13 protein-coding genes and 1 pseudogene are annotated in these 12,867 nt (G+C 67.1%); 7 read left to right on the top strand and 7 right to left on the bottom strand.

Annotated features, from left to right (window positions below; all coding sequences use genetic code 11):
• The 3 genes from VK533_RS14705 to VK533_RS14695 form a co-directional block, all read right to left on the bottom strand.
• The coding region (locus VK533_RS14705) for a cation:proton antiporter (RefSeq protein ID WP_324378958.1) at positions 1-1,289 on the bottom strand (1,289 nt) is incomplete at its 3' end.
• Complete coding sequence (locus tag VK533_RS14700) at positions 1,286-1,723, bottom strand: iron-sulfur cluster assembly scaffold protein (RefSeq protein WP_324378956.1); 438 nt, start codon at positions 1,721-1,723, stop codon at positions 1,286-1,288. The genes VK533_RS14700 and VK533_RS14705, both read right to left, overlap by 4 nt.
• A gap of 4 nt (positions 1,724-1,727) precedes the next feature.
• The gene (locus tag VK533_RS14695) at positions 1,728-2,264 is read right to left on the bottom strand and encodes a CvpA family protein (RefSeq protein ID WP_324378962.1); all 537 of its coding nucleotides are present in this window, start codon (positions 2,262-2,264) and stop codon (positions 1,728-1,730) included.
• Positions 2,265-2,367: 103 nt separating this feature from the next.
• Here VK533_RS14695 and VK533_RS14690 point away from each other — a divergent pair, with 103 nt between their 5' ends.
• The 6 genes from VK533_RS14690 to VK533_RS14665 all read left to right on the top strand — a co-directional run bounded on the left by VK533_RS14690 (position 2,368) and on the right by VK533_RS14665 (position 7,783).
• The gene (locus VK533_RS14690; RefSeq protein WP_324378960.1) at positions 2,368-3,000 is read left to right on the top strand and encodes a phosphoribosylanthranilate isomerase; all 633 of its coding nucleotides are present in this window, start codon (positions 2,368-2,370) and stop codon (positions 2,998-3,000) included.
• Positions 2,997-4,241, top strand: a complete 1,245-nt coding sequence (gene trpB, locus VK533_RS14685) for a tryptophan synthase subunit beta (RefSeq protein WP_324378954.1) — start codon at positions 2,997-2,999, stop codon at positions 4,239-4,241. Before VK533_RS14690 ends, trpB begins: the two co-directional genes overlap by 4 nt.
• Positions 4,238-5,050 carry a tryptophan synthase subunit alpha gene (trpA, locus tag VK533_RS14680; RefSeq protein ID WP_324378952.1) on the top strand — a complete coding sequence of 271 codons (813 nt, stop codon included), beginning with the start codon at positions 4,238-4,240 and terminating at the stop codon, positions 5,048-5,050. Before trpB ends, trpA begins: the two co-directional genes overlap by 4 nt.
• The gene (gene accD, locus VK533_RS14675; RefSeq protein ID WP_324378950.1) at positions 5,047-5,901 is read left to right on the top strand and encodes an acetyl-CoA carboxylase, carboxyltransferase subunit beta; all 855 of its coding nucleotides are present in this window, start codon (positions 5,047-5,049) and stop codon (positions 5,899-5,901) included. Before trpA ends, accD begins: the two co-directional genes overlap by 4 nt.
• A 28-nt stretch (positions 5,902-5,929) precedes the next feature.
• Entirely contained in the window at positions 5,930-7,252 is a 1,323-nt protein-coding gene (locus VK533_RS14670) for a bifunctional folylpolyglutamate synthase/dihydrofolate synthase (RefSeq protein ID WP_324378949.1), read from the top strand.
• A gap of 69 nt (positions 7,253-7,321) precedes the next feature.
• Positions 7,322-7,783 (top strand): DUF6628 family protein, encoded by a 462-nt coding sequence (locus tag VK533_RS14665; RefSeq protein ID WP_324378947.1) that lies wholly within the window; start codon positions 7,322-7,324, stop codon positions 7,781-7,783.
• Positions 7,784-7,995: 212 nt separating this feature from the next.
• Here the strand turns inward: VK533_RS14665 and VK533_RS14660 are convergent, their stop codons facing one another.
• Positions 7,996-8,511 (bottom strand): hemerythrin domain-containing protein, encoded by a 516-nt coding sequence (locus VK533_RS14660; RefSeq protein WP_324378945.1) that lies wholly within the window; start codon positions 8,509-8,511, stop codon positions 7,996-7,998.
• Positions 8,512-8,563: 52 nt separating this feature from the next.
• Positions 8,564-9,760, bottom strand: a complete 1,197-nt coding sequence (locus VK533_RS14655) for a hypothetical protein (protein ID WP_324378943.1) — start codon at positions 9,758-9,760, stop codon at positions 8,564-8,566.
• 91 nt (positions 9,761-9,851) lie between these two features.
• Here VK533_RS14655 and VK533_RS14650 point away from each other — a divergent pair, with 91 nt between their 5' ends.
• Positions 9,852-12,122, top strand: coding sequence for a hypothetical protein (locus tag VK533_RS14650; protein ID WP_324378941.1), 2,271 nt, complete (start codon positions 9,852-9,854; stop codon positions 12,120-12,122).
• A 116-nt stretch (positions 12,123-12,238) separates the two neighbouring features.
• On the opposite strand, the gene VK533_RS14645 is transcribed toward VK533_RS14650, so the two are convergent.
• On the bottom strand, positions 12,239-12,514 hold the full coding sequence (locus VK533_RS14645; RefSeq protein WP_324378939.1) for a DUF1467 family protein: 276 nt from the start codon (positions 12,512-12,514) through the stop codon (positions 12,239-12,241).
• Positions 12,515-12,521: 7 nt separating this feature from the next.
• Positions 12,522-12,867 (bottom strand): annotated as a pseudogene (locus tag VK533_RS14640) (MBL fold metallo-hydrolase); the annotation flags it as partial.

The following is a 12,867-nucleotide window of genomic DNA, read 5'->3' as shown; positions in this document are numbered from 1 at the left end:
ATCGTGACCGTGAAGCCGGCGCCGGTCATCATCTGCGTGACGGTCTGGCCGAAACGCCCATAGCCGACGACGATGCCGGCAGCCTGCTCGGCATGCTCCGGCCCGTCGAGATCGTCGCGCTTCTTGTCCTCCATCGATCGGTTGAAGCGCGTCGCGACCTTCATCAGGAACGGCGTGGTGACCATCGACAGCGTGACGATCGCACCGAACAGGCTCGCCGCCTCGGGCGCGATCAGTTGCGCCGCCGCCGCCTGGCCGAACAGGACGAAGCCGAATTCGCCGCCCTGGCTCAACAGCAGGCCGAGCGCGACTGCCGGGCGCCGTTCGACCCCGAACAGCAAGGCAAGCACGAAGATGACCACGGCTTTGACCGCCACCACCGATAGTGCCAGGCCGATCACGAAGAGCGGCCGCATGATGATCGCGTGCAGATCGAGATTCATACCGATCGCGAGGAAAAACAGGCCGAGCAGCACGGTGCGGAACGGCTCGACGTCGGTTTCCAGCTCGTGCCGATAAGGCGAATCCGCCAGCATTACGCCCGCGATGAAGGCACCGAGCGCGGTCGACAGATGGAGCGTTTCCATCACCGCCGACGCCGCCAGCACGGTGAACAACCCGGCGGCGACGAACAATTCGCGCTCGCCCAGGCCCCCGATCAGACGGAACAAGGGATTGAGCAGATAGCGCCCCGCCAACACCAGCCCGATCACCGCGCCAACCGTGTAGAGGCCCAGCAGCCAACCCGGCGGCGCGCCCGGATCGGCCGGCACGCGCGATAGAGCGGCGATGATCGTGATCAGCGGGACGATCGACAGGTCCTGGAACAGCAGGACCGAGAAAGCGCGCTCGCCGAACGGCGTGTTGAGGCGGCCCGCCGACCGCAGCATCGGCAATACCTGCGCGGTCGAGGACAAAGCCAAAGGCAGCCCGAGCGCGAGCGCCGCCTGCCAGGAAAAGCCGGTGAAATAATAGATCACCGCCGCCAATGCGGCGCCGCACAAAGCGACCTGCACGAAACCGAACCCGAAAATGTCGCGCCGCAGCCGCCACAACCGCGTCAGATTGAGCTCCAGCCCGACCAGGAACAGCAGCAAAGTAATGCCGAGATCGGCGATGCTCAGCTTGGATTGCGCGCCGTCGACCAGCCGCAACGCCTGCGGCCCGATCAGCGCGCCAGCGACGAGATAACCCAAGGTGGCGCCGAGCCCGAGCTTGCGGAACAGCAGCACAAAGGCGAGCGCCACGCCCAGCATGATCACGCCATCGGTGACGAGCGTCTCGGTCATGCGGCCTCGGCGCTGACGGCGCGCGCGGCGGCCTCAGCCACGGCTTCGAAGGCGAGCCGGATCGAGGCGTGGCGGGCGCTGTGCGCACGCGCCGGGCCGAAGATTTCGAGACCGGGCCATTCGCCGGGATCGTCGCGCGTGCCGGCAAGGAAGGCGGTGAGCGCATCGCGTGCCGCTTCCAGTTCGGTACGTGTGCGGCCGATCGCGTGTGCGCCCATAAGGGACGCCGAGGCCTGGCCGAGCGCGCAGGCGCGCACTTCCTGACCGAGCTCGGCAATGCGGCCCTCGCCGTCGAGCACGACGTCGACCGTGACGCGGCTGCCGCAGACCGGCGAGCGCCGTTCCGACGTGCCTTGCGGATGCGCCAGCCTGTCCTGATGCGGGATGCTCGTCGCCAGCTTCAGGATCTGCGTGTTGTAGAGCGCGGCCGACATGCGCTTAGCTGCTATTGGTCTGGACGTTGTCGCCCGGCTGGGTCGCATGGTCGCGGCGGCGTTGCACCCAATCGACCACCGCGCGCCCGCTCGCGTTGAGCAAGGGATAGGTACGCGAGCCCTTGATGAAGGCGGGCCGTTCCGACGTGCCGCCATAGATCGTGTCGTAAACGAGGTTCACGCCGAGGAAGAGCACGGTCGCCACCAGCAGCCCCTTCACCGCGCCGAAGCCAAGACCGAGCAGGCGGTCGACCGAGCCCAGCACCGATTTCTTGGTGCGCTGACCGAGCGAGGCCGCGACCATCTTGCCGCCGAAGAAGACCAGGCCGAACACCAATACGAACGACAGTACCGCCGCGCCGCTCGGGCTCTTGACGACATGGACGAGCAGGCTCGCCACCGGGCCGTGCAACAGCTTCAGCGCGAAGATGGCGGCGGCCCAGGCGAACAGCGACAGGACTTCCATCACGAAGCCGCGCATCACGCCCATCACGGCGCCGCCGCCGATCAGGATCAGGACGATGATGTCCATTGCGGTCAGCATGATCCCGCTATGGCAATCGGTCCCGCCAATCACAAGGCTTGGGCGGCGAAAGTCTTAATTGCTTGCGCTGATCGTCGGCTTTCCCCAACTCGCGGCCATCATGCCGGTACAGTCCAAGATCTGCGGGCTCTCCACCGCTGCGACCGTCGACGCGGCGGTCGCGGGCGGCGCCGCATGGCTCGGCTTCGTCTTCTTCCCGAAGAGCCCGCGCGATCTGGCGCCGGACGAGGCCGCCAGCCTGATCGCGCGCGCGCCGGCGGGCGTCGGCAAGGCGGCGGTCCTGGTCGATCCCGACGACGATCTGATCGGGCGCGTGATCGCGGCGGGCGTGACCGCGCTGCAGTTGCATGGCGACGAAAGCCCCGAACGGCTGAGCGCGCTCAAGCGCCATGGCCTCGAACTGTGGAAGGCCGTGCCGGTCCGCACCCGCACCGATCTCGATCTGGCGCGCGCCTATCGCGGCGTCGCCGATCGTATCCTGTACGATGCCAAGACGCCCAAAGGCACATTGCCCGGCGGGATGGGGTTGCGCTTCGACTGGAAACTGCTCGACGGCTTCGTCCATCCGCTGCCCTGGGCCCTGTCCGGCGGACTCGATCCCACCAACGTCGCCGAAGCGGCGGGCACGACGCGTGCGCCGTTGGTCGACGTTTCTTCAGGCGTGGAAAGCGCGCCGGGCGTCAAGGATGTGGACAAGATCGCGGCCTTCCTTCAAGCGGCGGCGCGTCTATGACCCTTCCCAACAGCCTCCGTCAGCAGCCCGACTCCACCGGCCATTTCGGCGATTTCGGCGGACGCTATGTCGCCGAGACGCTGATGCCGCTCATCCTCGAGCTCGAGCGCGAATATCGCGCGGCCAAGGTCGATCCGGCGTTCAAGGCCGAGCTCGACGGGCTGATGACGCATTATGTCGGGCGTCCGAGCCCGCTTTATTATGCCGAGCGGCTGACCGAGACGCTGCGTGCCTCCGCGGAGCAAACTGGCTTCCCGGGCATGGGCCCGAAAATCTACTTCAAGCGCGAGGAGCTGAATCACACCGGCGCGCACAAGATCAACAATTGCATCGGCCAGATCCTACTCGCGCGCCGCATGGGCCGCACGCGCATCATCGCGGAAACCGGCGCCGGCCAGCACGGCGTCGCCACCGCGACCGTCGCCGCGCGCTTCGGTCTGCCCTGCGTGATCTATATGGGCGCCAAGGACGTCGAGCGGCAGGCGCCCAACGTCTTCCGCATGCGGCTGCTCGGCGCCGAGGTCGTACCGGTCACGAGCGGAGCCCAGACGCTCAAGGATTCGATGAACGAGGCGCTGCGCGACTGGGTCGCGAACGTCCACGACACCTTCTACATCATCGGCACCGCCGCCGGTCCGCACCCCTATCCTGAGCTGGTCCGCGATTTCCAGTCGGTGATCGGAATCGAGGCCAGGCAGCAGATACTACAGGCGGAAGGCCGCCTGCCCGATCTGCTGGTCGCGGCGGTCGGCGGCGGATCCAACGCGATCGGCCTGTTCCATCCCTTCCTCGATGACGAAGGCGTCGCGATGCTCGGCATCGAGGCGGCGGGCCATGGCGTGCACACCGACAAGCATGCCGCGTCGCTCAACGGCGGCACGCCCGGCATCCTCCACGGCAACAAGACCTATCTGCTGCAGGACGAGGACGGCCAGATCACCGAGGCGCATTCGATCTCGGCGGGTCTCGACTATCCCGGCATCGGCCCCGAACATAGCTGGCTGCACGACATCGGCCGGGTGCAATACGAACCCGTGACCGATCAGGAAGCGCTCGATGCCTTCCAGATCTGCGCCCGCACCGAAGGCATCATCCCCGCGCTCGAAAGCGCGCACGCCATCGCGGCGGTGATCCGCAAGGCACGGGAATATCGGCGCGATCAGATCATCGTGCTGAACCTGTCGGGCCGCGGCGACAAGGACGTCGCCACCGTCGCGAGCGCGATGGGAGTGAAGATGTGAGCCGTCTCGGCGATGCCTTCTCCAGGGGCCGACCCGCGCTCGTGACGTTCGTCACCGCCGGCGATCCAACGCCCGCCGCCACACCCGCGATTCTCGATGCGCTGGTCGAGGGCGGCGCGGACGTGATCGAGCTCGGCATGCCGTTCACCGATCCGATGGCGGACGGCCCCGCCATCCAGCGCGCCAACCTGCGCTCGCTCGGGGCGGGCACGCGCACCGCCGACATCTTCGCGATCGCCAACGGCTTTCGAGCGCGCCATCCCGACGTGCCGCTGGTGCTGATGGGCTATGCCAATCCGATGCTCCGGCGCGGCGCGGCCTGGTTCGCCGATCAGTGTGCGGGCGCCGATGTCGACGGCGTGATCTGCGTCGACGTGCCCGCCGAGGAAGATGCGGCTTTGGGCCCGGCGTTGCGGGCCGAGGGTATCGCGTTGATCCGCCTCGCCACCCCCACCACCGATGCGGCGCGCCTGCCGGCGGTGCTGCACGGCGCGGGCGGCTTTCTCTATTATGTCTCGGTCGCGGGCATCACCGGCATGCAGCAGGCGGCGAGCGGCAGCATCGCGCAGGCGGTTGCCAAGCTGAAGGCGAATACCGATCTTCCGATCGCGGTCGGCTTCGGCGTGCGCACGCCCGAGCAGGCGGCGGAGGTGGCAAAGGTCGCCGACGGCGTCGTGGTCGGATCGGCGATCGTGGACGTTATCGCGGCAGCGGCCGAGCGCGGGATCGACCCCGCACCGGACGTGGCCAGACTGGTCAAGGAATTGAGCGGCGCCGTACGGGCCGCGCGTAAGGAGATGGCGGCATGAGCTGGATCGATCGGGTGCGCAACGCGCTGCCCTTCATCCCCAAGCGCGAAACGCCCGACAACCTCTGGCACAAATGCCCGAGCTGCGGGACGATGCTGTTCACGCGCGAATATGAAGAGAATCAATCGGTCTGCACGAAATGCCAGCATCACGGGCGGATCGGGCCGGACGAGCGCTTCGACGCGATCTTCGACGGCGGCATCTACACGCCCTTGCCCTCACCTGTGGTGCGCGAGGATCCGCTCAAATTCCGCGATTCCAAGAAATATGTCGACCGCCTCAAGGCTGCGCGCGCCAAGACCGGCGAAAGCGACGCTTTGATCAACGCCAGCGGGCGGATCGAAGGCTTCAAGGCGATCGTCGGCGTACAGGATTACGGCTTCTTCAGCGGCACGATGGGGCTTGCGGTCGGCGCGGCCTTCCTGATCGGCGTCGAGGCGGCGATCACGGAAAATTGTCCCTACATCATCTTCACCTCGGGCGGCGGCGCGCGGATGCAGGAAGGCATTATGAGCCTGATGCAGATGCCCAAGACCACGGTCGCGGTCCAGAAGCTGCGCGAAGCGGGCCTGCCGTACATCGTCGTGATGACCGATCCGACCACCGGCGGCATCACCGCATCCTATGCGATGCTGGGCGACGTCCAGATCGCCGAGCCGGGCGCGCTGATCGGTTTCGCCGGCCAGCGCGTGATCGAAAGCACGATCCGCGAGAAATTGCCCGAAGGCTTCCAGCGCGCCGAATATCTGCTCGATCACGGCATGCTCGACATGGTCGTGCACCGCCACAAGATGCGCAGCGAACTGGCACGGCTGATCGCTTATCTCTGCCCCGGCAAGCAGGCGGCCTGATCTTCAACCGCCTCGGTAAGGGCCTGTAATGGCCGATTTCGCCGTCTCGTCCGATCCCGCGGTTCAGCGTCAGCTCGACCGGCTGGCAACCCTCTCGCCCGGCGCCGACACGCTCGGGCTGGAACGGGTCAGCGCGCTGCTCGACCGGCTCGACAATCCTGAGCGTGCGCTGCCGCCCGTCTTCCACGTCGCCGGCACCAACGGCAAAGGCTCGACCTGCGCCTTCCTGCGCGCCGCCGTCGAAGCGTCGGGCCGCAAGGTGCATGTCTACACCAGCCCGCACCTCGTCCGCTTCAACGAGCGGATCCGCATCGCCGGGTCGCTGATAGAGGACGAGCTGCTCGCCAGCCTGCTCGCCGAGGTGCTCGATATCGCCGAGGGTATTTCGCCGAGCTTCTTCGAGGTAACCACCGCCGCCGCGTTCCTCGCCTTCGCACGCCATCCGGCCGACGCCTGCATCATTGAGGTCGGCCTCGGCGGCAGGCTCGATGCGACCAACGTGCTCGAAAAACCGGTCATGTGCGGCATCGCCCAGCTCGGGATCGACCATCAATTCTTCCTGGGCGACCGGATCGAGCAGATCGCGGCCGAGAAGGCCGGCATCGCCAAGCATGGGGTGCCGCTCGTCACCCTCCATTATCCCGCATCGCAGGCGAACGAGATTGGACGCGCGGTGGCCGCGGTCGGCGCGCTCTGGCTGGACAAGGGTGGGGTGTGGGACGCGTCCGCCTATCGGGGCAAGCTTCATTATCGTGACGAAGCGGGCGAACTGGAGCTGCCCCTGCCGCGCCTGCCGGGCGCGCATCAGGCCGCGAATGCGGCGCTGGCGGTGGCGATGCTGCGGCACCAGAATGCGATCGAAATTCCGGTCGCATCGCTGCGCGCGGCGATGGGCTGGGCGGAATGGCCGGCGCGGCTGCAACGGCTCGCCACCGGGCCGATTCCCGCTTTGCTGCCGGCCGGCAGCGAATTGTGGCTCGACGGCGGGCATAACCCCGCCGCAGGGCGCGCCGTCGCAGATTTCTTCCGCAACCGGCTGGCCCCGGGACGGCCCTTCCATCTCATCCTCGGCATGCTCGCCAACAAGGATCTGCGCGGCTTCCTCGAGCCGTTTGCGGGCAGCCATGCCTTTATCCACGCTGTTCCGGTCGAAGGGCACGAGCATCATGACGCTGCAGCGGTCCGCTCTGCGGCAAGCGAACTCGGGCTGACGGCCGATAGCGCACCCGATGCCGCCGCGGCGCTGCGGGCTATTGCAGCCGCCGATGGTGCCGCGCCGCTCGTTCTGATCGGCGGCTCGCTCTACATGGCCGGGACGGTGCTGGCCGCGAACGGGACACCGCCGACCTAATCGGTCATTATTGCGATTGACTATCAATAGCGATAGTGGAAGCATGGCGATCCTGATATGGAGTCGCCGATGCGTCCGACCGAACCATCCCCCGCCTTGCTGCCCCATGCCGCGCCGGCCAATCCCTATCGCCGGCTCCTGCTGTTCGCGATCCGGCGAATGGCGGCAGGCGGGATCGCGGACGCGCATGCAGCACACGCAATCTTCACCGGCTTCGGGCTCGGCTATCGCCGCCCGCTCGTCCTGCTGCGTGCGCTGATGGCGGAATTGTCGCGTGTCTCGACCGCCAGGCTCACGGTCGCGCCCTGTTGCTGTGCGCGCATGACGCGCGACGAGGCGATGTTGCTGGATCTGATCGCGGAAGCGCTGTTTCGACCCAAGCAGGTCCATTCCGTGATGACCGGACTGCTCCACGTCCGGTCCTGCCTGGACGCGCTCACCAGCGCCGAAGCGGTGGCGTCGGCTTTCGCCGATCTCGGCATGCCGCTCGATCACGATTGCAATAGCTGCAACCGCGACGAACCGTTTTGAACTGGCGATAAAGTGTTACGCCACCTATCTCTGCTGCACCGCACAATAGATGCGCTTGATAAAATGCAGAAGGAAATCACACGTGACTAGCTTTGAAAACGCGACGGGCATGATGCTCGCGATCGCGGCACAGGCGCTTGCCGTCGGCCTGCTCCTCGCCCTCTAAAGGGTGAATCCGGGGGGCGACGGACCGAGGTCCGTCGCCATACCCCTCACGCCTCGATCAGTTCGAGGCCCTCCAGTTTCGCTACCGGCAATCCGCCCTTCTTTTGGGACTGCGCCACCAATTCCTCCTTGCGCGCGGCCATCCGTGCGCCGAGCGCTTCCATGTCGAGATCGGTCCGGCGCGCCTGGGCGAACATGCCCGTGATCCAGCGCTCCTCCTCCGCGACATGGTGCTTGATCTCTTCCGACAGCACCTTGACCTTGGCGTCGTAATACTCCGCCTTGGGATCGGCCTGCGCGAGATCGTTGATCAGCACCTTGGCGCCATCATGTTCGATCACGCCCTCCTCCACCATCGCGGCGTCGGTTTTGGGCTTGATCGCGGGATAGAAGATTTCCTCTTCGATCATCGTATGAATCTTCAATTCGGTGCAGATCTGCTGGACGATCGCTGCCTTGCGATCCGAACGGCGCGCTTTGTCGAATTCCTCGAACAGCTCTTCCACCTTACGGTGATCCGCCTTCAACAAGGCGATCGCGTCGGTCGGCGTGTATTCGGCCATGAAAATCCTCCTTTCACTTGGGCCGCAGAAACGTAGGCCCGAGGCAAAAGGTTCATGGGACAGGCGGATTATCCCGCGCCTTACGCCATTCGACCCACACGAACGAGCCGGCGGCATAGGCTGTGGCCGCGGCCAGGCCCCAATCCCAATGGCCGGAGGCGGCGAAGGGCAGCATCGCCCAGATCAACGTATCGACGCTCGCCAGCCAGATAGGCGGCTTCTGCGCGCTCAGCCGCCGTTCGGCCCACAGGCCCAGCATCGCGCCGCCGAGCAGCCCGCCGGTCAGCCACCAGCCCCATTGCCCCGACGCGTTCGCCAGCAGCCGCGCCAGGCCGATCGTGGCCAGCCCAGCCCCGCACAGCCGCGCTATACCGAACAGACGCTCCTGAAAGCGCGATCGCTGACGAATACGCCCCAACCGCGCGGCACCCGCCGCCGCCGGCCCCGACAAAAGCAGGCTGATCAGCGCCAGCCAACGCCACCCGGCCAGGCTCAACACCCCGCCGGAGACGGCGAGCAAGGCCGCGATGGCGGCGACCATGTTCGCGTCGGTCTTGCGTGCGAGCAGCAGCGGCAGCGCCAATTCCTCGGTCGGCGCAAACAGGACGCGGCCGATCAAATCGTCGGCCGGCTTGCGTGCTCCGGTGAGGATCGCAGCCTCCGCCATCGCCAAAGCGGCGGCGTCGGTCGTGAGGATCGGTGCCCGCACCGCCTCGATCCGCGCCGCGCCTTCCTGCACCGCGCGGCGCAGCAAGGTCGACATCGGGTCCCAAGCCCCGATCATCGCCGCGGTTTCCGCGAGGCGATGGCCATCGAGCAACGCCACGCCCGCCCAGCGCCGATCGGCGTCGATCCGCTCGAACTGGCCATGCTCGGCCGTATCGGGCAGCACGGCGAGGACCGGGACATGTCCCGCCACAACCGCGCGCAGCAACCCGACCTCGGGCAGGCAGGCTTCCGCGATCAGCAGCACGGTCTCGTCCTGGCCGACCGCATCGGCGGCCTGATCGATGCCCTGCGCCATGCCGGTCTGGATGCCGTCCTGGCGCAAACGCGCGATCGCCTCGGACAATTCGGGCGGCGCTTCGTCGATCAGCAACAGGATGCGCGCCGCGCCGGCCTCGACCGCGCGGCGGGCCTGATGCTCGATCACGCTCATCCCGGCGAGCGGCAACAGCGCGCGCAGGCCCCCCGGACCCGGCCCGGGTTCATAGGCGCCGATCAGCGCGGTAGGACCCTCCCCTTCCATCGCGCGTGACTTTCAGACGCCACGCGCATCAAATCAAGCGTAGCCGCGCATCTCCGCTTCCGCAGGCCCGCCAAGCTGGTAGAGTTGCCCCATGAATCAGGGGGTATCGAACGTGGGTTGGGCGGAAGAAGAGCCGCAGGTCGAAGCGACGGAAGAGACCCCCGACGCCGATCCGGTGTGGGAGGCCGCACCGCCGCGCCGCTGGCCCGGTATCCTTGCCGGTGTGCTATTGCTCCTGATCGGGCTCGGCTGGGCCGCCGCGCTCGGCTTCACCCTGTTCCAGGCGAGCCCGACCCGGCTGTTGCCGCCGCTCACTTTGGCGGCATGGATCGGCCTGGGCAGTGGGCCGCTGGCGCTGCTTGCCGTGCTTTATCTGCTGCTGATGCGGACCGGGCGGAGCGAAGCGAATGCCTATGCCCGCGCCTCGGCCCAATTGCGCAGCGATACCCAAGTTCTTGCCGGCACGCTTGCCTTGCTCACCCAGCGAATCGAGGAAGCACGCGGCGCGCTCAACGAGCAGGCGGCCGGCCTGCAGACATTGGGCAGCGAGGCCGGCGACCGGATCGGCCGCGCCGCCGCCGAACTCAGCGAGCAGGCGACGTCGGTCAGCCTAACGGTCACCTCGCTCAACGATGCGACCGCGGTCGCGCGTGGCGATCTGAGCGTGCTGCTGACCGAGCTGCCTAATGCCGAAGGCGTCGCCCGCCGGCTCTCTGAAGGATTGCGCGAGGGTGGCGCGGAGGCCGATGCGCGCGCCCGTGCGCTCACCGATCTGCTGCAAGCGCTCGATATTCAGGCAAAAGCCGCGAACGAATCGACCGGGGGCGCCGCCGCGCGCCTCGCCGCGCAGCTCGACCGGATCGAGGCGAGCGCGGCCGCTGCCGACAAACGAATCGAGGACGCGGCCGGATCGATGGGCCGCGCGATCGACGCCTCGCTCGAAGCCGCCGCCGAAAGCCTCGACGATGCCCGACAGGTCATCGCCACCCAGAGCGCGGCACTGAATGCGATGGTCGAACAGGGCCAGGCCTCGGTCACCGCTGCCGGCGACGACGCGACGCGCGCGCTGTCGGCGCGGCTCGACGAGCTGGTCGCGCGGGTCGAAGGGATCGGCGCGGGCCTGCGGGGCCAGGAACTGGCCGCGCGCAGCCTGCTCACCCAACTCGATACCGCGATTGCCGGAGTCGAAGCCAAGTTCGCCGAACTGGGCGACAAGGGCGCGGAACATACCGCCGATCTGGCCGAGCATATCGTTGCCCTGTCGACCCATGCCGACGCGGTCAGCCGCGCGCTTGGCGGCAGCAATACGACCGCCGAGACCCTGCTGGTCCGGGTCGAGCAATTGCGCACGCAGGCCGAAGCCAGCAACGCCACCATTTCCGACACGATCCCCGCCGCACTGGCGCGCATCCGCCTCCATGCCGAGCAGAGCCTGCAGGCGATCGCCACCGCCGGCGCGCGCACCGAAAGCCTGAGCGAGGCCGCCGCCACGGTGGGCGAACGCCTCGCCGAGGCGGAAGTTTTGCTCGAGCGCCAGCGCGCGACCCTGAGCGAGGTCGGCGGCCTCGCCGATGGTCGTCTCACCACCCTGATCGACCAGACGCGCGTGCTGGAGGAATTGCTCGCCAAGGCCGATGCCGAGGTCCGCTCGCTCAGCGAAGGCGCCTCGGGCCATCTGGTCGAGGCCCTGAACCAGGTGCGCGACAGCGCCGCCTTGGCGGCCGATCAGGCGCGCGACGCCTTCACCGCCGCGATCCCGCGCGTCGCCCAGCGCATGAGCGAGAGCGCGGCCCGCGCGATGAGCGCCGCGCTCGCCGATGTCGGCAAGGAAGAGATCGCCGCGATCGGCTCCGCGTCCGAACACGCGATCCAGGCCGCGCAGCTCGCCGCCGAACGGCTCACCCGCCAGATCGTCACGATCGCCGAGACCGCGACCGCGATCGAAGCCCGGATCGAGGCCAATCGCAGCGATACAGAAGAGCATGACGACCAGAGCTTCGCGCGCACCGCCGGCCTGCTGATTGAGGCGCTCAATTCGACCGCGATCGACGTCGCCAAGATCTTCTCGAACGAAGTCACCGACGAGGAGTGGAAAGCCTATCTGCGCGGCGACCGCGGCATCTTCACGCGCCGCGCGGTCAAATTGCTCGACCGCGCCGACGCCCACACGATCGCCCAGCGCTACAATGAGGATGGCGAGTTCCGCGACCAGGTCAGCCGCTACATCCACGATTTCGAATCGCTGCTGCGCCGCGTGATGGCAACGCGCGAAGGCACGCCGATCGCGACGACGATGCTCTCGTCCGACACGGGCAAGCTCTACGTCGCGCTGGCGCAGGCGATCGAGCGGCTAAGGAAGTGACGGCCCGATAGTTGATCGTCCGTCACCCTGAACTTGTTTCAGGGTCCATCGTGCCACAGGCGCGGACGGAGCGGATGATGGGTGGATGCTGAAACGAGTTCAGCATGACGAAGGGGTTATTTGCCCTCGAGCACGCTGTCCGGTACGAAGTTGAAGCTCTGCACCGGCACCCACTGATAGACGTAGTTGGCATAATAGATCCCGAACAGCACCACTGCGACCAGCGTCGTCCATTTGGCGGTGCGCGCGAAGCTGAATTTGGGTGGGGCGCTTTCGGCCTGGCCGGGCACGGCTTCGTCCTGCCCCTCCGTCTGCAGGCGGAACGGCAGCACGAAGAAGAAGCTCAACGCCCAGAAGAGCGTGTAGATCGCGACGATCGAGCTCCACCGCATCGGCGTATCAGACCCTGATGACGGACACTTCGACCACCGGCTTCTTGCCGGTCCAGGTCGTGGCGGTGCGGCGCACGCCGAGGCGGATCGCTTCGCGCAGGGCCGTTTCGTCCTTCTTCTTGCCGTTCTTCACCGCCTGAGCGGCCGCGTCGGTGGCTTCGTCGAGGAAATCGTCGCGGTCCTCTTCGACCGGAATGCCCTGGATCGCGATCGCGGGCAGCCCACGCAAGCGATCGTTCTGGTCGAGCGCGACCGTCACCGCGATCACGCCGTTGGCGGAGATGCGGCGACGTTCGTTCATCGTCGAACCGTCGGCGGGCAGGATCACGTCGCCGTCGAGGATCAGCCGGCCG

Source organism: Sphingomonas sp., assembly GCF_035317925.1.
In the GTDB taxonomy this organism is placed as follows: domain Bacteria; phylum Pseudomonadota; class Alphaproteobacteria; order Sphingomonadales; family Sphingomonadaceae; genus Sphingomonas_I.
Note: the sequence above shows the minus strand (reverse complement) of the source record. Positions and strands in the feature narration are given on the sequence as shown.